The 19,326-nt window shown below is 72.1% G+C and carries 14 protein-coding genes; 6 read left to right on the top strand and 8 right to left on the bottom strand.

The features are described 5' to 3' along the window. Nucleotides 1–113 precede the first annotated feature (113 nt). The 3 genes from ACFWU9_RS11090 to ACFWU9_RS11080 form a co-directional block, all read right to left on the bottom strand. Nucleotides 114–3,362, bottom strand: a complete 3,249-nt coding sequence (locus ACFWU9_RS11090; RefSeq protein ID WP_384316605.1) for a protein kinase — start codon at nt 3,360–3,362, stop codon at nt 114–116. Nucleotides 3,363–3,703: 341 nt separating this feature from the next. Then, on the bottom strand, nt 3,704–5,665 hold the full coding sequence (locus ACFWU9_RS11085) for a serine/threonine-protein kinase (protein ID WP_384316533.1): 1,962 nt from the start codon (nt 5,663–5,665) through the stop codon (nt 3,704–3,706). 447 nt (nt 5,666–6,112) lie between these two features. Next, entirely contained in the window at nt 6,113–7,819 is a 1,707-nt protein-coding gene (locus tag ACFWU9_RS11080) for a glycerol-3-phosphate dehydrogenase/oxidase (RefSeq protein WP_384316531.1), read from the bottom strand. A gap of 256 nt (nt 7,820–8,075) precedes the next feature. Here ACFWU9_RS11080 and ACFWU9_RS11075 point away from each other — a divergent pair, with 256 nt between their 5' ends. Both ACFWU9_RS11075 and ACFWU9_RS11070 read left to right on the top strand, forming a co-directional pair. Continuing rightward, the gene (locus ACFWU9_RS11075; protein ID WP_384316529.1) at nt 8,076–9,338 is read left to right on the top strand and encodes a nucleotide sugar dehydrogenase; all 1,263 of its coding nucleotides are present in this window, start codon (nt 8,076–8,078) and stop codon (nt 9,336–9,338) included. Between the two features lie 117 nt (nt 9,339–9,455). Next, complete coding sequence (locus tag ACFWU9_RS11070) at nt 9,456–9,944, top strand: hypothetical protein (protein WP_384316527.1); 489 nt, start codon at nt 9,456–9,458, stop codon at nt 9,942–9,944. A gap of 102 nt (nt 9,945–10,046) precedes the next feature. Here ACFWU9_RS11070 and ACFWU9_RS11065 read toward each other — a convergent pair whose 3' ends face one another. From ACFWU9_RS11065 to ACFWU9_RS11050, 4 genes are all read right to left on the bottom strand, one after another. Next, nucleotides 10,047–11,171, bottom strand: a complete 1,125-nt coding sequence (locus ACFWU9_RS11065; RefSeq protein WP_384316525.1) for a GuaB3 family IMP dehydrogenase-related protein — start codon at nt 11,169–11,171, stop codon at nt 10,047–10,049. A 114-nt stretch (nt 11,172–11,285) separates the two neighbouring features. After that, entirely contained in the window at nt 11,286–12,788 is a 1,503-nt protein-coding gene (gene guaB, locus ACFWU9_RS11060) for an IMP dehydrogenase (RefSeq protein WP_384316523.1), read from the bottom strand. 109 nt (nt 12,789–12,897) lie between these two features. Then, nucleotides 12,898–13,473 (bottom strand): sigma-70 family RNA polymerase sigma factor, encoded by a 576-nt coding sequence (locus tag ACFWU9_RS11055; protein ID WP_189107598.1) that lies wholly within the window; start codon nt 13,471–13,473, stop codon nt 12,898–12,900. 317 nt (nt 13,474–13,790) lie between these two features. Continuing rightward, nucleotides 13,791–14,402, bottom strand: a complete 612-nt coding sequence (locus ACFWU9_RS11050) for a response regulator transcription factor (RefSeq protein WP_003948568.1) — start codon at nt 14,400–14,402, stop codon at nt 13,791–13,793. A 440-nt stretch (nt 14,403–14,842) separates the two neighbouring features. On the opposite strand from ACFWU9_RS11050, the gene ACFWU9_RS11045 reads away from it, so the two are divergent. Then, on the top strand, nt 14,843–15,166 hold the full coding sequence (locus ACFWU9_RS11045) for a WhiB family transcriptional regulator (protein WP_384316521.1): 324 nt from the start codon (nt 14,843–14,845) through the stop codon (nt 15,164–15,166). Between the two features lie 159 nt (nt 15,167–15,325). Here ACFWU9_RS11045 and ACFWU9_RS11040 read toward each other — a convergent pair whose 3' ends face one another. Then, nucleotides 15,326–16,222: a LysR family transcriptional regulator gene (locus tag ACFWU9_RS11040; protein WP_384316519.1), complete on the bottom strand. Its 897-nt coding sequence runs from the start codon at nt 16,220–16,222 to the stop codon at nt 15,326–15,328. A gap of 94 nt (nt 16,223–16,316) precedes the next feature. Here ACFWU9_RS11040 and ACFWU9_RS11035 point away from each other — a divergent pair, with 94 nt between their 5' ends. From ACFWU9_RS11035 to ACFWU9_RS11025, 3 genes are all read left to right on the top strand, one after another. Continuing rightward, complete coding sequence (locus ACFWU9_RS11035; protein WP_384316517.1) at nt 16,317–17,072, top strand: MOSC domain-containing protein; 756 nt, start codon at nt 16,317–16,319, stop codon at nt 17,070–17,072. Between the two features lie 146 nt (nt 17,073–17,218). After that, nucleotides 17,219–18,022: an SDR family NAD(P)-dependent oxidoreductase gene (locus tag ACFWU9_RS11030; RefSeq protein ID WP_384316515.1), complete on the top strand. Its 804-nt coding sequence runs from the start codon at nt 17,219–17,221 to the stop codon at nt 18,020–18,022. Nucleotides 18,023–18,139: 117 nt separating this feature from the next. Beyond that, nucleotides 18,140–19,285 carry a substrate-binding domain-containing protein gene (locus ACFWU9_RS11025; protein WP_384316513.1) on the top strand — a complete coding sequence of 382 codons (1,146 nt, stop codon included), beginning with the start codon at nt 18,140–18,142 and terminating at the stop codon, nt 19,283–19,285. The last annotated feature ends 41 nt before the right edge of the window (nt 19,286–19,326 follow it).

Genomic DNA, 19,326 nt, shown 5'->3' with positions numbered 1-19,326 from the left:
GAAACCGCACCGTGACACGAACGGTGCGGCCGGACGGTCCGTCAGGAGCCCTTCGGCGAGGGGCCGGTGGACATTCGGCGGGCGCGTCGGGTGAGCGGTCGGGGGTGGGCCGGTCAGCGGGTGACCCGGTAGGAGCCGGTCGCCTGCTGGTAGATCTCGGAGACCTTGTCCCGCTCGTTCTCCGGGCCGATGACCTGGATGATGTGGTAGCTGCCCTTGACGATCATGACGAGGTTACGGACGTAGACCTCGTGTCCGCTGCTGCTCTGCCAGGTGAACTGCCCCTCGGCCATGGGCTGTTTGCCGACGTCGATACGGCGCAGCCCCGACGAGGTGGCCCAGGACGAGTCGCGGAACGGCTGCAACTCCCGCTCCTTGTCCCGCTGGTAGGCCATCGGGTCGTCGCCGTTGTCGGCCACGGTGTCGCGTCCCGGCACGACGATGAGGGAGTAGTCGCCCCGTACGTAACGGACTTGGCCGCTGTCGTTGATCGGCCGGCGCTCCCAGGTCTTGTCCACGCCGATGTCGAAGCCCTCGGTGTCCTTGCGCAGGACATACCCGTCCCCGAGGTCGGCCGGCGGCGCGGAGGTCTGTGGCGTCGAGGAGTTGGAATCCTCCGGCTTGCCGGCGCCGCTGTCCGGGGTCGTGTCGGTATTCTCCGGCTGCCCCGGCGCCGCCGGCGCACTCGGATTCGCGCCCGCGCCGTTCTGCGACTGCCCCTCGTCGGCCTTCGGCAGGAACATCACGGCGAAGGCGATGGCCGCGACCATCAGGGCAAGGATCAGGATGAGCAGGACGCGCCCGAGCGAGCGCGGTGAGCCGCCGCCCTTGGGCCGATCCCTGGGCTCCCGGTACTCCCGGTCGCCGAAGTCGTCGTCCCGGTGGTCCCGTTCGGGGTACGAGCGGTCCGGCTGCTCGGGGCGCGGCTCCACGTACGTCTCGCCGTGCGACGCGGACGCCGCCCCGCGCCGCTCGGGGTATCTGCCGCCCTTCTCCTTGCGCTCCTTGACCTTCTTGTGGCGGTGCCGGCCGGCGTCGCCGCCACGGAGGCGGCCACGGCGCTTGCGCACCAGCTCGCCCCTGCGGCGCACGATGGGCAGCCGCTCGTCCACGGAGGGCACGGCGACGACGTCGAGCCCCGCGTCGGGCTCGGGCGCCGAGCGCACCAGTGAGCGCAGCCAGCCGCGCAGCTCCTCGAAGTCCGGCCGCTCCGTGGGGTCCTGCCGGAGCAGCGACTCGACGACGGGGCGCAGCGGGCCGCACTCCTCGGCGAAGGCGGGCGGTTCGGCGCAGACGAGCTGGACCAGCTCGGCGGCGCTCTCCTCCGGGTAGGGGGCATGGCCCTGGACCGCGCGGTAGAGCAGGGCGCCGAGCGCCCACAGGTCGGTGGACGGGCCGATGGGCGGGGCGAGTTGCCAGTTCTCGTGGACCGGGCCGGCCTGCTCGGGCGCCCACCGCTCGGTGACGGCGCCGACGACGGCTATCCGGGCCTGGCGCGCCCGCTCGGCGGCGAGCGGGGTGGCGGGGCCCCGGTAGGCGGGGGTCGTGCCGCTCGCGACGACCTCGTCCCAGCGCCCCGCCGGCGCGGCGGAGCCGGGGACGGCGGGCAGGTTCGACGACTGCCGCTGGGCGTCGGCGCGCATGGCGTCGTTGGTGCCCGAGCCGTGCCAGGTGCCGCCGCCCGCGCCGCCCGCGCTCTCCCGAGGGAGGTACGGGGACGAGCCGCCGGCCGGGGGCAGTGCCGGTACGCCGTGGCCGCCCGCCTGGCGGTACGGGTCGCCGCCGCCGGCGGACAGCGGGGCGGAGCCGTCGCCGGGCGCGGACGGTCCGTCGTGCCAGGTGCCCGCGAGTTGGACCCGGCGGGGCGGGTGCGGATCGTCGTCGTCCGTGTCGGGGTCGTCGGCGTCCTCGTCGTACCTGCCGCGTCCCGCGTCGATCTCGCGGGGCGGCATCGCCCACCAGTCGGGGTCACGGTTGTCGCTCTGGGTGGGTCCGGCCGTTCCTCCGCCGCCCGGGGGGTTCTCCGGGGTGCCGGCGCGGCCCGCGGGGGCCGAGGGGTCCGACAGGTGCACGGGGCGCTGTGCGGGCACGGTGCCGCTGTCGCGCTGCTGCTCCTCGGTGACCCGGGCGGCGGCGCGTGCTCCCGCGCGGTAGGCGGCGATGGCTCCGGCGCGCGCGGCGCGGGTGTCCGCCGGGCCGCCTCGGGAGGGGTTGGCGGGCAGGGCGGGGCGGCCGGTGTACGGGAGGACGGGGGCCGGTCCCGTACCGCTGTCGGCGCCCGTGCCCGGACCGCCGTGGGTCTCCCGGCCGTCGGGGCCTTCCGTGCCTCCCCGGCCGCCGTCGGGGCGGATGGACTCGCCGGTCTCCGGGGAGGGGCCGCCGAGGGGGCGGCCGGACGCGTCGGTCCCGTACGGGCCCTGGCTGTAGGGGACTTCGCCGTAGGGCCCCCCGCCGTACGTGCCGTCGCCGTAGGTCGCGTCGCCGTACGGGGCGTCCGCCGAGCGGGCGGTCTCCAGCGCGGCGCGGCCGGGTGACGCGGGCCCGACCGGTACGCCCAGCGCGCCGGTGCCGGGCGGCAGGGCCTCGGAGGTGCCCGTCCGGCCCACGGGGATGCCCGCGGCGCCGGGGCCGCCGGCCGTCAGACCCGCCGTCTCCGGTCCGCCGCCGAGGCCGAAGCCCGTCTGGGGGCCGGGGAGCTGTTCGGTGCCGGGAAGGGGACCCGGGATCTCGCCGACCGGCCGGTGACCGGCGTCGAAACCGCCCGCCTCTGGCGAGGCGGGCACCGGCATGTAGCCGCAGAGCGCCTCCTCGGCCGCGCCGGCCGCGAGGCCGGTGAGCACCACGCGTCCGTCGTCGCAGACGAGCACCGTGCGGATGGTGATGTTGCGGTGGGTCCAGCCGTGGGCGTGCAGGACCCGTACGGCGGTGAGCACGTCCGAGGCGATCTCGGCCGCGCGGTAGGGGTTGAGCGGCTTCTCGGCCAGGAGGGCGGCCAGCGGCCTGGCCGCGACCAGTTCACTCACTATCCACAGCGAGCCGCCTTCGGCGAAGACGTCGAAGACCTGGTCGAGCCGTGGGTGGTCGGGGATCTGCGCGGCGCTCTGCGCGGCCTCGATGGCGCGGCGCACGGCGGGGTCCGTGGGCCTGCGGGTCGTACGGCCGGAGACGCGCCGCGTGGCCGCGGCGCCGTCCGGGTCGACCATCTCGGCGTCCACGACCTCCGGCAACGGCACCTGCCTGACGAGGACTTCCTGCCCGCTGTACGTGTCGAACGCACGCGTCTCGACAAGGTCGAACTCGTCCGACGGAGGCAGGGGCAGGCGGTAGCGGTCGGCAAGCACCCGTCCCGCGTAGTCGTCCACGACGCCTCCCAACACGCGCGCTGTTCCTGGGTCTCCGGATCCTCGGAGACCTCGCGAAACCGCCAATTCCGGTCGTTTACCGGCCCATTGTGACTGCGTACGGTCCGCGAGTTCTCACGATACGTGGCCGCACACAAATGTGCCGCCGGGTCGCCGCAACACAGGTCTTAACCTTCCCGGCAACCTGCGCCCGTACGCCCCGGCGCACCCCGCCGCTCCCGGCCGTGGCCCGTTCCGGTCATCATGCGCGCCGCTCCACAGACAGTCGCATCAATCACCGGAACGGGTGGTATCGCCCACCAGTTCACGCCATCGCGACGCCTTCACGCCGCGCCCGTCGATCAGTTGGACGGCTTGAAAGTGCTGTACGCCGTCTCACGGAGCGTCCGGCACTCGTCGTCGTCCCACTCGCTCGCCTCACAGGTGATCATGATCGCGTAGCCATGGGTGGCGTCGACCTTGAAACCGCGGTTGAGAACACGCACCCGTTCGCCGTTCTGGTCACGCTCGAATTCCCAGTCGGCGACGGTCGGATAGCCGTTGAACTCCACCGACTTGAGCCCCAGGCGCTTGTAATTGCCGAGGGTGCCCTTTATCTGGGTTTCGAGCTGCTCCCAGGCACGCTTCGCGTCATCGGTCGGCTTGGCGTTGAAGTCGATCTGGATACGAGGGAATTCACCGCTCTCGCTGTAGATGGCGCCCGAACTCTGGCCCGCCGTACCGGTGCGCCGGAAATCGTCGGGCATCGCCATGGAGAAGCGGAACTGCCCGTCCTTGACCACCTTGAAGTCCTCCGGCAGCCCCTTGCCGTCCGAACCGGAGCCGGAGTCCGTGCCCGAGTTGTCGGAACCCTTGGCCGGGTCGTCCGCGCCGGAGCCGCCGGAGCCCTCCGACGACCGGTCGTCCGACGCCTTGCCGTCACCGCTGTCCTTGGCCGAATCCTGCTGCTTGTCCTTGCCCGCCGTGTCGGCGCCGCCCTTGGCGTCGTCGCCCGCGGTGGCTCCGGCCGATGTCGCGGTGTCGTCCTTGCCCGTGTCGCCCCCGGCCGTGCTCTCCCCGTCACCGTTGAGGGCGACGGCCAGGACGACGGCGAGGATCGCCAGCACGACGACGCCCGCGATGATCATGAGCGTGCGACGCGGGACGACATCGGTGAGCGACGCCCGCGTGGCCGTGGTCCGCGCGGTGCCCCCGCCCGGTGTGGACGCGGGTGCGGACGGCGACCCGGCCGCCACGCCCGCACCGGCGCCTGCTCCCGTCGCCCCGCCGGGCCGCTGCCCGCCGCCGGCGACGCTCGCGCTGCCGACGGCTTCCTTCGTCCGGCCGCCCGACCGGGGCGCGGGCACCGGGGGGAGCGGTACGACCCGGGTCGCGTCGGCGGCCTGCCGGGGCAGCTCCGAGGGGTCCGGGGCGTCGATGACGTCCTGGAGCAGGGCCCTCGCGCCCGGCTCGTCGAGCCGTAGCGCCGGGTCCTTGGCCAGCAGGCCGTAGATGACCTCCTCCAGCGCGCCCGCGTTCTTCGGCGGGTCGAGCGGCTCGGTCATGACGGCGGTGAGGGTGGCGATGGCCGACCCCTTGTCGTACGGGGGGCAGCCCTCGACCGACGCGTAGAGCAGTCCGCCCAGCGACCACAGGTCGGCCGCGGGACCGGGCTTCTTGCCCCGGGCGCGCTCCGGCGAGATGTACGAGGGGGCGCCGACGAGCATGCCGGTCGAGGTGACCGACGGGTCGCCCTCCACCTGCGCGATGCCGAAGTCGGTGAGGACGACGCGTCCGTCGTCGGCGATCAGCACGTTGGACGGCTTCACGTCCCGGTGCAGGATGCCCTCGCGGTGCGCCGAGCGCAGTACGTCGAGGATCGCGAGGCCGACCTCGGCGGCGCGCCTCGGGGTCAGGATGCCGTCCTCGCGGACGACGTCGGCGAGGGACTTGCCCTCGATGAGTTCCATGACGATCCACGGCCGGTCGTCCTCGTCCACGACGTCGTAGACCGTGACCGCGCCGTTGCTGCGGATTCGGGCGATCGCCTTGGCCTCACGCAGGGTGCGCGTGATGAGCCGGCGTTTCTCGTCCTCGTCGATGCTGCTGGGGAAGCGCAGCTCCTTGACGGCGACCGTACGGCCCAGCGTCTCGTCGACGGCGCGCCAGACCGTGCCCATTCCACCGCGGCCGAGCACCTCACCGAGTCGGTACCGCCCGGCGAGGAGGCGCCCCTCCGTGATCGATGAGGCCTCGCGCTCCGTGTCGTCCGTGTCGTTCCCGGGGTCCCGCGCCGTGTCCCGCGACTGCTCCGCCTCCGCCATGCGTCCCCTCTGCGATCCCTGGTGTCCGCCCGCGCCTGCGCCTGACGTCAACTGTCGTCCGTCGGCCCTGCGGGCGGACGAGGCCAGCTCGAAGACAGGCCCTTGGCGCCTGCCCGCGCGCGGCGCGGTAACGCGCCCTGACAGAGCCCTCATTGTCCCTCACTCCGGGGCATGCGATGCTCCCGGGTCCGCCGTCCGCCGGGACAGGTTCCCAAGGAGAGGCCGGCGTGGGGCCGTTGGGCGGGGCCGGGCGGGCCGCGTCGCTGGTCATGCCCCTGTTCGAGACTCGAACAGAGGTACCCGGAATTCTCCGTCGAAGCGTCGCAACAGGTGCCCCACCAGCCTCAACTCACCCCGGGCGCCTCGAACACCTCGGACGTCCCACCTCGGGAGTCCCCCCGAGCGCCCGGGAGATTCTCCCCGGGCTCGGGGGACACCCCGGACAGCTCACAGGGGCACGATGTCCGGCGCGCCGAGCCTCGCCGCGTCGGCCGTCAGGTCGTCCGGCTGACGCTGCGACTCGCGCTCCGCCTCCACCCGCTTGCGGTAGTGCTCGACCTCCTTCTCGATCTGCTCGGTGTCCCAGCCGAGCACCGGCGCCATCAGCTCCGCGCACTCGCGCGCGGAGCGTGTCCCCCGGTCGAAGGTCTCGATCGAGATCCGTGTCCGCCGCGTCAGGACGTCGTCGAGATGGCGCGCCCCCTCGTGCGACGCCGCGTAGACGATCTCGGCCCGCAGATAGTCCTCGGCGGCGCCCAGCGGCTCCCCGAGCCCGGGGTCGGCCGCGATCAGCGTCAGCAGCTCCTCGACCATCGCGCCGTACCGGTTGAGCAGATGCTCCACGCGCACCACATGGAGTCCGGTCCGCGCCGCGATCCCCGCCCGCGCGTTCCACAGGGCGCGGTAGCCCTCGGCGCCGAGCAGCGGGGTGTCCTCCGTCACGCAGTCGGCGACCCGCTGGTCGAGTCCGTGCACCGCCTCGTCCACCGCGTCCTTGGCCATGACCCGGTACGTCGTGTACTTGCCGCCCGCGACCACGACCATGCCCGGCACGGGGTGGGCCACCGTGTGCTCGCGCGACAGCTTGCTCGTCGCGTCGGACTCGCCGGCCAGCAGCGGGCGGAGCCCCGCGTACACCCCTTCCACGTCGTCACGCGTCAGGGGCACGGCGAGGACCGAGTTGACGTGTTCGAGGAGATAGTCGATGTCCGCGCTGGAGGCCGCCGGGTGCGCCTTGTCGAGGTCCCAGTCGGTGTCGGTGGTGCCCACGATCCAGTGCCTGCCCCAGGGGATGACGAACAGCACCGACTTCTCGGTCCGCAGGATCAGTCCGGTCGAGGAGTGGATGCGGTCCTTGGGGACGACCAGGTGGATGCCCTTCGACGCCCGGACGTGGAACTGTCCGCGCTCGCCTATCAGCGCCTGCGTGTCGTCGGTCCACACCCCGGTCGCGTTGACGATCTGCTTGGCCCGGATCTCGTACTCCCCGGCGCCGTCCACGTCCCGCACGCGGGCCCCCACGACCCGCTCACCCTCGCGCAGGAAGCCGACCACCCGGGCCCTGCTGGCGACATGCGCGCCGTAGCTCGCGGCCGTACGCACCAAGGTGGCCACATAGCGCGCGTCGTCCATCTGCGCGTCGTAGTACTGCAACGCGCCCACCAGCGCGTCCTTCTTGAGCGCGGGAGCCACGCGCAGCGCGTTGCGGCGGGTGAGATGACGGTGCGTCGGCAGGCCCCGGCCGTGGCCCGAGGAGACCGACATCGCGTCGTACAGCGCGACGCCCGATCCCGCGTAGAACCTCTCCCACCCCTTGTGCCGCAAGGGGTAGAGGAAGGGCACGGGCTTCACCAGATGGGGGGCCAGTCGCTCCAGAAGCAGTCCGCGCTCCTTGAGCGCCTCCCGGACGAGGCCGAAGTCGAGCATCTCCAGATAGCGCAGGCCGCCGTGGATCAGCTTGCTCGACCGGCTCGACGTCCCCGAGGCCCAGTCGCGCGCCTCCACGAGCCCGGTCGAGAGTCCGCGGGTCACCGCGTCGAGCGCGGTCCCGGCACCGACCACACCCGCGCCCACGACCAACACGTCCAGTTCGCGCTCGGCCATCTCCGCCAGAGCCGTGGCGCGCTCCTCCGGTCCCAGTGTCGCTGTCCTCACCGCTGCCTCCCGTCGCCCCCGTGTTGTTCGGGCTCTTCGATTCTGTCCGCACTCACCGACTTCAGCCACCGGCTGTGGACAACACCGGCCGAAGATCGGATCCCACCCGCCAAATCGGCAGACATGTCCCCCGATGTCCGGCCATGTAATGACGCATATCGGTCATATTTACGCCTAGTCTGACATTGCGCTTGCTCATTCTGTCCACAGGGGTTGCGCCCTCTGTCCACTCCGGTTATGGGAAAGGACGGCCCACATGCCCGCAGACCTCGCCGTCATCGGACTCGGCCATCTCGGCCTCCCCCTCGCCCAGGCCGCGGTGGCCGCCGGCATCGAGACCATCGGGTACGACTCCGATCCACGGCCCGTCGCCGAACTGGCGGCGGGCCGCACCCCGGTCGACGGCTCCCTCACCGCGTCCGACGTCCGCCGCATGCTCTCCGGCGGCTTCCGCCCCACCACCAACCCGACCGAGCTGGGCCGGGTCCGTACCGCCGTCATCTGCGCGCCCACCCCGCTCGGCCCGGACCGCACCCTGGATCTCACGGCCGTCGGCGAGGCCGCGCGCGCCCTGGCCGCCCGGCTGCGCCCGCACACCACCGTGCTCCTCGAATCACCGGCGGGCCCCGGCACCACGGAGGGGTTCCTGCGCACCATCCTGGAGGAGGGCTCGGGGCTGCGCGCCGGACGGGACTTCCACCTCGCGTACTCCCCCGGCCGCCTCGACCCCGGCCGGCGCACCCACGGCCACACCAACACCCCCAAGGTGATCGGCGGGCTCACACCGGCCTGCACCGAATCGGCCGCCGCCTTCTACGGACGCCTCACCGACAAGGTGGTCCGCGCGCGCGGACCGCGCGAGGCCGAGACCGTCAAGCTCCTCGAAACCAACTTCAGACACGTCAACATCGCCCTGGTCAACGAGATGGCCGTGCTCTGCCACGACCTCGGGGTCGACCTCTGGGACGTCATCCGGTGCGCCGAGACGAAACCGTTCGGCTTCCAGGCCTTCCGCCCCGGCCCCGGTGTGGGCGGCCACGGAGTCCCCATGGACCCCAGCCACCTCCCGCACGCGGGCCGCACCCCCGGTCACCCGCTGCGCATGGTCGGCCTCGCCCAGGAGATCAACACGCGCATGCCGCAGTATGTGATCCAGCGCTGCGCGGCCCTCCTCAACGAGCACGGCAAGTCCGCGCGCGGCGCCCGCGTCCTGCTCCTCGGCGTCACCTACAAGCAGGACCACGCCGACCAGGAGAGCTCACCGGCCACGGAGATCGCCTGCCGGCTGATGGATCTGGGCGCGACCGTCAGCTACCACGACCCGTACGTCCCCGACTGGCGGGTCCGCGATCTGCCGGTCGGGCGCGCCGACTCTCTTTACGAGGCCGCGGCGCAGGCGGATCTGACGGTGCTGCTCCAGCACCACCGTACGTACGACCTCCAAGGACTGGCCGTCAAGGCGCAGTTGCTGCTCGACACCCGAGGGGCGAGCCCGGCGGGCGCGGCGCACCGGCTCTGAGGCGGCGCCCACCCGCCCTCCACAGGGGGACATTTGCCTGGGGCGGTGTCGTAGCCGACTGCTATGGTCCAGGGCGCTCGCACAACGGTGCGGGCATTCCTTGGGGGGATCCTTCATATGAGCCAGTCTTTCCAGCCGCCCGGAAACCCGTTCGCCGGCGGTCCCGTGCCGCCCGGCCCGGGCAACCCGTTCGCGCCGGCGCCGGTGGTCCGCGACAACGTGGGCCTCGGGCTGGGGGCGGCGGCCGTCACCGCTATCGCCGCCGCGGCGGTCTACGGCGGCCTCGCCGGGGCGCTCGAGAGCGAGATCGGTTTCGCCGCGATCGCCGTCGGCTTCGTCATCGGTCTGGTCGCGGGCAAGGTCGGCGGACGCAACCCGATCCTCGCCGTGGCCAGCGCCGTGCTCGCGCTGGCCGCCGTCTACCTGGGCCAGATCTTCGGCATCGCGATCATCGCGGCCGAGGAGCTGGGCCTGTCGACGACGGACATGCTGTTCGACCACTTCAGCCTGCTGACGGAGGCCTGGAACGCGGGCAAGGAGGCGATGACCTTCCTCTTCTTCGCCCTCGCCGCTTTCGCCGCGGTCTCGGCGGCCAAGAAGGCCTGACCCCGGTGGCCGCCCGCGCCTGAACCGTGTTCACCCCGGCGCGTGCCCCGTGGACATGAAAGCGCCCCGGACCGCGCTCGGTCCGGGGCGCCCTGCCCGCCGTCAGCGGCTGTGCTGCGAGTCCGCGACCGTCACCTCGACGCGCTGGAACTCCTTCAGCTCGCTGTAACCCGTCGTCGCCATCGCCCTCTTGAGCGCGCCGAAGAAGTTCATCGAGCCGTCCGGGCTGTGCGAGGGGCCCGTCAGGACCTCCTCCGTCGTACCGACGATGCCCAGGTCCACCAGCTTGCCGCGCGGCACGTCCTCGTGGACCGCCTCCATGCCCCAGTGGCGCCCCTTGCCGGGCGCGTCGTTCGCGCGCGCCAGCGGGGAGCCCATCATCACCGCGTCCGCACCGCACGCCACGGCCTTGGGCAGGTCGCCGGACCAGCCCACCCCGCCGTCGGCGATCACGTGCACGTACCGGCCGCCGGACTCGTCCATGTAGTCGCGCCGGGCGGCGGCGACGTCCGCGACCGCGGTCGCCATCGGCACCTGGATACCCAGCACGTTACGGGTGGTGTGCGCGGCGCCGCCGCCGAAGCCCACCAGCACCCCGGCCGCGCCGGTCCGCATCAGATGCAGCGAGGCGGTGTACGTGGCGCAGCCGCCGACGATGACCGGGACGTCCAGCTCGTAGATGAACTGCTTCAGGTTCAGCGGCTCGGCCGCGCCGGACACGTGCTCGGCGGAGACCGTCGTCCCCCGGATGACGAAGATGTCCACCCCGGCGTCCACAACCGCCTTGGAGAACTGGGCGGTTCGCTGCGGCGACAGCGCGGCGGCCGTGACCACGCCCGAGTCGCGCACCTCCTTGATGCGCCGCCCGATCAGCTCCTCCTGGATCGGCGCGGAGTAGATCTCCTGGAGCCTGCGGTTGGCGGTCGCCTGGTCCAGCTCGGCGATCTCGTCCAGCAGGGGCTCCGGGTCCTCGTAACGGGTCCACAGTCCTTCGAGGTTGAGCACGCCGAGACCGCCCAGCTCGCCGATGCGGATCGCGGTGCTCGGCGAGACCACGGAGTCCATGGGGGCGGCCAGGAACGGCAGTTCGAAGCGGTAGGCGTCGATCTGCCAGGCGATCGAGACCTCCTTCGGGTCGCGGGTGCGCCGGCTGGGGACGACGGCGATGTCGTCGAAGGCGTACGCCCGGCGTCCGCGCTTGCCGCGGCCGATCTCGATCTCAGTCACGATGTGTGGCCTTTCCTCTACGTCTGCGGCTTCAGTATCCCCGACCCGCCCCGGCACGACAGTGAGGGGCGGCCCCGACATGAGCGGGGCCGCCCCTCACCGATGTGCCGGACGTCAGCGCCTGGTGTAGTTCGGCGCCTCGACCGTCATCTGGATGTCGTGCGGGTGGCTCTCCTTGAGACCCGCGGAGGTGATCCGTACGAACCGGCCGTTCTCCTGGAGCTGCGGGACGGTGCGGCCACCCACGTAGAACATGGACTGCCGCAGTCCGCCGGTCAGTTGGTGCACGACCGAGGAGAGCGGACCGCGGTAGGGCACCTGGCCCTCGATGCCCTCGGGCACCAGCTTCTCGTCCGACGCCACGCCCTCCTGGAAATAGCGGTCCTTGGAGAACGACCGCTGCTCGCCACGGGTCTGCATCGCGCCCAGCGAGCCCATGCCGCGGTACGACTTGAACTGCTTGCCGTTGATGAACATCAGCTCGCCCGGCGACTCCTCGCAGCCCGCGAGCAGCGAGCCGAGCATCACCGTGTCGGCGCCCGCGACCAGGGCCTTGGCGATGTCGCCGCTGTACTGGAGGCCGCCGTCGCCGATGACCGGGACGCCCGCGGCCTTCGCGGCCAGCGACGCCTCGTAGATCGCGGTGACCTGCGGGACACCGATACCGGCGACGACGCGGGTCGTACAGATGGAACCGGGGCCCACGCCCACCTTGATGCCGTCGACACCGGCGTCGATCAGGGCCTGGGCGCCGTCGCGGGTGGCGATGTTGCCGCCGATGACGTCGACGGCGCTGTTCGACTTGATCTTCGCGACCATGTCGCCGACGAGCCGGGAGTGGCCGTGCGCGGTGTCGACGACGATGAAGTCGACGCCCGCCTCGATGAGCGCCTGGGCCCGCTCGTACGCGTCACCGGCGACACCGACGGCCGCGCCGACGAGGAGCCGGCCGTCCGCGTCCTTGGCGGCGTTCGGGTACTTCTCGGCCTTGACGAAGTCCTTGACCGTGATCAGGCCCTTGAGGACACCGGAGTCGTCGACCAGCGGCAGCTTCTCGATCTTGTGGCGGCGCAGCAGCTCCATCGCGTCCACGCCGGAGATGCCGACCTTGCCGGTGACCAGCGGCATCGGCGTCATGACCTCGCGCACCTGGCGCGTACGGTCCGACTCGAAGGCCATGTCACGGTTGGTGACGATGCCGAGCAGCTTGCCCGAGCGGTCGGTGACCGGGACGCCGCTGATCCGGAACTTGGCGCAGAGCTGGTCCGCCTCGCCGAGCGTCGCGTCGGGGTTGACCGTGATCGGGTCGGTGACCATGCCGGACTCGGAGCGCTTCACGAGGTCGACCTGGTTCGCCTGGTCGGCGATCGACAGATTGCGGTGCAGTACGCCGGCGCCGCCCTGTCGCGCCATGGCGATCGCCATGCGCGCCTCGGTGACCTTGTCCATCGCCGCGGAGAGCAGCGGGATGTTCACCTTGACGTTCTTCGAGATGTACGAGGAGGTGTCGATCTCGTCCGGTGCCATGTCGGACGCGCCAGGGAGCAGCAGCACGTCGTCGTATGTCAGCCCGAGCGTCGCGAACTTCTCGGGCACTCCGTCGACGTTTGCAGTCATGACACCTTCCCCAAATGGCCTTGATCGGTGCGGATGTCCATGCTAACGGGAAGCGGAGGCGTCTGATTCCACGCTCCCGGGGCCGGCCGGAAGCGGGCGCCCGGTACGGCTACTGCTCGGCGAGCGCGCGCAGCCTGCTGAGCGCCCGGTGCTGCGCGACCCGTACGGCGCCGGGCGACATCCCCAACATCTGGCCGGTCTCCTCGGCGGTGAGCCCGACGGCGACCCGCAGGACGAGCAGTTCGCGCTGGTTGTCCGGGAGGTTGGCGAGCAGCTTCTTCGCCCACTCCGCGTCGCTGCTGAGCAGCGCGCGCTCCTCCGGGCCCAGGGAGTCGTCGGGCCGCTCGGGCATCTCGTCCGAGGGGACCGCCGTCGAGCCCGGGTGCCGCATGGCGGCCCGCTGGAGATCGGCGACCTTGTGCGCGGCGATGGCGAAGACGAAGGCCTCGAAGGGCCTTCCGGTGTCCCGGTAGCGCGGCAGCGCCATCAGGACGGCGACGCAGACCTCCTGTGCGAGGTCTTCCACGAAGTGGCGCGCGTCACCCGGCAGTCGGTTGAGGCGGGTTCGGCAGTAGCGCAGCGCGAGGGGGTGCACATGGGCCAGAAGATCGTGCGTGGCCTGCCCGTCCCCCTCGACGGCACGGTGAACGAGCGCACCGATCACCGTGGTCTCGTCATCGCGCATCCGACCATGGTGCCTCGGAGGCTGCCGATCCGTGGCGCCGCGTTCATAGTTGTGCACCGAAGCGTTATGAGCAGGTGCGCCGGAACTCATCTCCTGCGCCCTCCCCTTCCGCTCGCCCGACTCGTCCCCGAGGAACTCCACACCTCAAGGATGCGGCATCGGGCGGGAAACTGTGGCGTACGGGCACCGGTGACCCTCTCCGCCGCCCCGTCCACCGCACGGGCAGACGGGGTTACGCGACTGTCCGGACGTGGTGCCCGGGCACCTTTGACCAGCGGCTGAGTCCGGTCGGGCGGACCGGAACCAGCGGACCGGAACTAGCGGACCAGACCCCACCGGAATCCGAGGGCCACGGCGTGTGCGCGGTCCGAGGCGCCGAGCTTCTTGAACAGCCGCCGGGCGTGGGTCTTGACCGTGTCCTCGGAGAGGAAGAGCTCGCGCCCGATCTCCGCGTTCGACCGGCCGTGGCTCATCCCTTCGAGCACCTGGATCTCACGCGCGGTGAGCGTGGGGGCGGCGCCCATCTCGGCCGACCTGAGCCGGCGCGGGGCGAGCCGCCACGTCGGGTCGGCGAGCGCCTGTGTGACGGTCGCGCGCAGCTCCGCGCGGGACGCGTCCTTGTGCAGATAGCCGCGGGCGCCGGCGGCGACCGCGAGCGCGACACCGTCCAGGTCCTCGGCGACCGTGAGCATGATGATCCGGGCGCCCGGATCGGCGGACAGCAGCCGGCGGACGGTCTCGACACCGCCCAGACCGGGCATGCGTACGTCCATCAGAATCAGGTCCGAGCGGTCGGCGCCCCAGCGGCGGAGGACTTCCTCACCGTTGGCCGCGGTCGTCACGCGCTCGACGCCGGGCACGGTCGCAACCGCGCGGCGCAGCGCCTCTCGGGCAAGCGGGGAGTCGTCGCAGACGAGGACGGATGTCATGGCCGCCCTCCGCAGCTGATGCGCGTCACCTTGAGCCTCCAGGCTGAGTACATGTGGTCACCTGTGCGATTGACGCCATCGGACATGTGCCCGATCGCTTGTTCCTTCAACCGCCTCGATCACTCAACGACGGTCACTCGAAAGAGTTACGGGTCCGGAATCGCCTTCGGCACTCTACGTGAGGAGACGTGCACAGAGCAGAGCCTCGCAGGTCATCGCTCGATCACTCTGAGCTATGCCCCATTTAGCGCCATTTCTTCGCTTTTGCTGGTGTCTGTGGCTAGATTCGCAATGAGTCATATTTACATCTACTTACACAGGAGATGTACGGTCGTGAGCAGATGTGGTCGGCACGTCGGGCTCATACCCGGCGTCCCGGGTCGCGTCTCGCGGCCCTGGCGACCCATATCCGCCTCCACGGACGCAAGGGGACATGAGCAATGGCAGATTTCTCCCGTCTTCCCGGACCGAACGCAGATCTGTGGGACTGGCAGCTCCTCGCGGCCTGTCGCGGCGTCGACAGCTCGCTGTTCTTTCACCCGGAGGGAGAGCGGGGCGCGGCACGCAGCGCCCGCGAGACCTCGGCCAAAGAGGTCTGTATGAGATGCCCGGTCCGCGCGCAGTGCGCGGCGCACGCGCTGGCCGTGCGGGAGCCGTACGGCGTGTGGGGCGGGCTGACGGAGGACGAGCGCGAGGAGCTGATGGGGCGCGCCCGCACCCGGTTGATCGCGAGCACGGGGGCCAACGGGTCGGGACGCGCCTGACTCCCCGCGAACACTGTGCAGAAACGTTCCTGCACTGAACCACCAAAGAACGCGCGGCAGAGACCGCAGGACCGCGCTCGCTCATGAGCCGCGTACCGCGCTCCCGTCACGGGCGGGAGCGGGGCAGGGGGCCGGGGCGGGGAGCGGACAGCAACCGCGTCAGCGCGAGGCGGCCCGCTCCAGTTGATCCAGCGTCGCCGCCACCGCCGGGACCCGCGCCAGATCGGGCAGGGTGAGCGCGACGATCTCCCGCCGGACCGCGGGCTCGACGGTGACCGTACGAGCGGCCTTCGGCAGCACCGACTCCATCGCCAGCTCCGGCAGAAAAGCCACCCCCAGCCCGGCCCCGACCAGGCCGATCACCGCGGGATAGTCGTCCGTCGCGAAGTCGATACGGGGCGTGAACCCCGCGTTCTCACAGGCCTCCACCAGCTGATGACGGCAGCGCGGACAGCCCGCGATCCAGGACTCGTCGGCGAGGTCGGCGATCGAGACGGCATCCGCCCCGGCCAGCCGGTGCCCCTCGGGGAGCAGCCCCACCAACCGGTCGGTGAGCAGCGGGCGTACGACCAGGTCGTCCCACTCGCCGGCGCCGCCGTTGGAGCCGTATCGGAAGGCCAGCGCCACGTCGCAGTCGCCGTCGCGCAGCATCTCGACGGAGCGCGGCGGTTCCGCGTCGACCAGTGAGACGCGGGTGCCGGGGTGGGCGGCGCGCAGGGCCGCGAGCGCGGCGGGGACGAGGGTGGAGCTGCCGCTCGGGAACGAGACCAGCCGGACGCGGCCCGCCCGCAGGCCCGCGATGGCGGCGACCTCCTCCTCGGCGGCCGTGAGTCCCGACAGGATTCCCGTCGCGTGCCGGACGAGCACCTCGCCGGCCTGGGTGAGGCGCATCGCGCGGCTGGTCCTGATCAGCAGGGTCGTACCGACGGAGGCTTCGAGGACCTTCATCTGCTGGCTGACGGCGGGCTGTGTGCAGCCCAGTTCCCGCGCCGCGGCGGAGAACGAGCCGGTGGAGGCGACGGCGCGCAGGACACGGAGATGGCGTGCTTCGATCACTCCGCAAACATAAGGGATGCTTGGGGCAACGATGAAATTACGGGCAGTACATTTGAGAGGCATCGGACCGGGTCGGCGGGTTAGCGTGCCTGGCATGAGAGTGCTGACCGTGAATGTGGGACGCCCCAAGGCCGTCGGGTACACGGACGCGCCGGGCGGCGCCACCGGTATCGACAAGCAGCCGGTGGAGGGGCCGGTCGGGGTGCGCGATCCCGGCCGCAAGGGCACGGGCGCGAGCGGTCTCGTCGGGGACTCGGTGTGCGACCTGCGCCACCACGGCGGCAGCGACCAGGCCGTGTACGTGTACGCGCGGGAGGATCTGGACTTCTGGGAGCGGGAGTTGGGGCGCCCGCTGGCCAACGGGCAGTTCGGCGAGAATCTCACCACGTCCGGCCTCGATCTCAACGGGACGAAGGTCGGGGAGCGTTGGCGGGTCGGCGCCGATCTGGTGCTGGAGGCGACGAGCGGGCGGATTCCGTGCCGTACGTTCGCGGGCTGGCTCGGTGAGAAGGGCTGGGTCAGGCGGTTCACCCGACAGGGCGTCACCGGCGCGTACTTCAGGGTCCTGGTGCCCGGCGAGGTCCGCGCGGGCGATCCGGTCGAGATCGTGCACCGGCCGGACCACGAGGTGACGGTGGCCCTCGCCTTCCGGGCCGCGACGACCGAGCGCGAGCTGCTGCCCCGGCTGCTGGCGGCCGGAGAGGCCCTGCACACCGAGGAGTTGAGGTCCGCGCGGGAGTATGCGGCGAACCTGGGGCGCGGGACGGTCGGCGCGGGTACGGTCCCCGGCCCGGCGAGCGGAACCGCCGCCGGTCCGGTGTCCACCACCGAGAGCGCCGGGACGGGCTGACGGCGGGAGACCGCAGCGGACGGGGAAGGTGTCGGCGCGTGTGCGCGGGACGCGGTGCGCCAGGGGCGCGCGGCAGCGCGTAGGGGCGCCTTCCGGTGGCCGGACAGCCGTTCGCGCCGGGCGCGCGACCGTCTAACGTGCCGCCTATGACGACTGCTTTGATTACGGGCGCGACAGCGGGGATCGGCGCCGCGTTCGCGCGGCGCCTGGCGGCGGGCGGGACCTCCCGGTCCGGCGGGGTGGGAAGCGGCCACAATCTGGTGCTGGTCGCACGCGACACCGAGCGCCTCCAGCACCAGGCCACCGAACTCCACGACCTGCACGGCATCGAGGCGGAGGTACTGACCGCCGACCTCGCCACGGACCTCGGCATCGCGGCGGTCGAGGAGCGCCTCCGCGACCGTAAGCAGCCCATCGATCTGCTGGTCAACAACGCGGGGTTCGGGAACAAGGGCCGGTTCCTCGACGTCTCGATGGCCGACGAGCTGACGATGCTGAAGGTGCACATCGAGGCCGTGCTGCGCCTGACGTCGGCGGCCGTCGTCGGAATGAAGGAGCGCGGGCGCGGCGGGGTGGTGAACGTGTCGTCGGTGGCCGCGTTCGTGCCGCGCGGGACGTACGGCGCGTCGAAGGCGTGGGTCGTGCAGTTCACCGAGGGGGTGGCGCGGGACCTGGCCGGGACCGGGGTACGGCTGATGGCGCTCTGCCCCGGCTTCACGCGGACGGAGTTCCACGACCGGGCGGGCATGGGGACGGACAACATCCCCAACTGGATGTGGCTGGACGCCGACAAGCTGGTGACCGCGGCGCTGGACGATCTGGCCCGTGGCAAGACGGTGTCGGTACCGGACGCCCGCTACAAGGCCCTGATGGGCGCGGTGAAGCTCGCGCCGCGAGGGCTGCTGGGCGGGATGACGTCGAAGACGGGGCGGAAGTACGGGCCCCAGTAGCGGGTGACCGCGCCCATGTCGCGATCGAATGATCGGAAACCTTCATCGTTCGATCACGCTGCATTAGAGTCGTCGCGCCGGGCCATCACCTCATCACCCTCCGGAGGGACTGCCACCGTGCGCGAAGGTGCCGCCGAACGTCATGACCGACTGCTGAACCTGGTGCGTGAGCGCGGCACCGTACGGGTGTCGGATCTCGCCGAGCGGCTGGGGGTCGCGCCCGTCACCGCGCGCCGGGACGTGGAGGCGCTGGCCGCGCGCGGCCTGCTCGACCGGGCGCACGGCTCGGTGTCCTGGCCGCGCGGACAGGGCCCGGCCGGGAGCGCGCCGGGTGCCGGGAGCCCGGTGATCGGGATGCTGGCGCCGGCCGCCGCGTACTACTTCGCCGAGGTGATCCGCGGGGCGCACGAGGCGGCGGCGCGGCTCGGCGCCCGGCTTATCCTGCGCGTCTCCGACTACCGGTCGGAGGACGACGCCTCGCACGCGGCCGGGCTGCTCGCCGCCGGTGCGCGGGGGCTGCTGGTCGCGCCGAGCTGGACGGCGCCGGACCATCCGGAGCGGTACGGGGAGTGGGTCGCCGCCCTCCCGGTGCCCACGGTGCTCGTGGAGCGGCTGGGTGTGCCGGGCGGGCCGCTGGACGATCTGGACCGGGTCCGCTCCGACCACGCGCACGGTGTGCTCCTGGCCGTACGGCATCTGATCAGGCTCGGACACGGGACCCCGCTGCTCGTGGCCAGGGCGGACAGCCCGACCGCGACGGCCGTGCGCGCCGGGTACGAGCGGGCGCTGGACGCCCTGGGACTGCGGGCGCCGCTGCCCGTGCTGGACTCGTCGTCGGCCGAGCGGCGGCCCGCGCTCTTCGAGGAGGCGGCGCGGGGGCTGGCCGCCGCCGTGGAGACCGGGCGGGCGACGGCGGCGCTGATGCACAACGACGAGGACGCGACCTGGATGGTGCGGCGTCTGGCCGAGCTGGGCGTACGGGTGCCGGACGACCTCTCCCTGATCACGTACGACGACGAGGTCGCCGCGCTCGCCGACACCCCGCTCACGGCCGTCGCCCCGCCGAAGCGGGCGGTGGGGCGGCACGCGGCGGAGCTGCTGGTCAGACGGTTGACGGAGCCCGCCGACGAGGCGGAGCCCCGGGTCCATCTGGATCTGCTGCCGAGTCTGCGGGTCCGCGCCTCGTGCGGTGGACCGCCGGACCGCCGGACCGCCCAGCCGGTTCGGCCCCGGCCCCGGTCCGCCGGGCCCGGTCAGGCCTGAGCCCGGTCCGACCTGAGCCCCGGCCTCTGCCCCGTTCGATC

Origin of the sequence: Streptomyces sp. NPDC058653, assembly GCF_042716895.1 — a bacterium.
Taxonomy (GTDB): domain Bacteria; phylum Actinomycetota; class Actinomycetes; order Streptomycetales; family Streptomycetaceae; genus Streptomyces.
This window is presented reverse-complemented; position numbering and strand designations above follow the sequence as displayed.

Excerpts from the sequence above, each read along its gene's own strand:
- ACFWU9_RS11055 (WP_189107598.1), bottom strand. The coding sequence starts at position 13,473 with ATGCGCGATGACGAGACCACGGTGATCGGTGCGCTCGTTCACCGTGCC.
- guaB (WP_384316523.1), bottom strand. The coding sequence starts at position 12,788 with ATGACTGCAAACGTCGACGGAGTGCCCGAGAAGTTCGCGACGCTCGGG.
- ACFWU9_RS11085 (WP_384316533.1), bottom strand. The coding sequence starts at position 5,665 with ATGGCGGAGGCGGAGCAGTCGCGGGACACGGCGCGGGACCCCGGGAAC.
- ACFWU9_RS11075 (WP_384316529.1), top strand. The coding sequence starts at position 8,076 with ATGCCCGCAGACCTCGCCGTCATCGGACTCGGCCATCTCGGCCTCCCC.
- ACFWU9_RS11050 (WP_003948568.1), bottom strand. The coding sequence starts at position 14,402 with ATGACATCCGTCCTCGTCTGCGACGACTCCCCGCTTGCCCGAGAGGCG.
- ACFWU9_RS11030 (WP_384316515.1), top strand. The coding sequence starts at position 17,219 with ATGACGACTGCTTTGATTACGGGCGCGACAGCGGGGATCGGCGCCGCG.
- ACFWU9_RS11035 (WP_384316517.1), top strand. The coding sequence starts at position 16,317 with ATGAGAGTGCTGACCGTGAATGTGGGACGCCCCAAGGCCGTCGGGTAC.
- ACFWU9_RS11045 (WP_384316521.1), top strand. The coding sequence starts at position 14,843 with ATGGCAGATTTCTCCCGTCTTCCCGGACCGAACGCAGATCTGTGGGAC.
- ACFWU9_RS11070 (WP_384316527.1), top strand. The coding sequence starts at position 9,456 with ATGAGCCAGTCTTTCCAGCCGCCCGGAAACCCGTTCGCCGGCGGTCCC.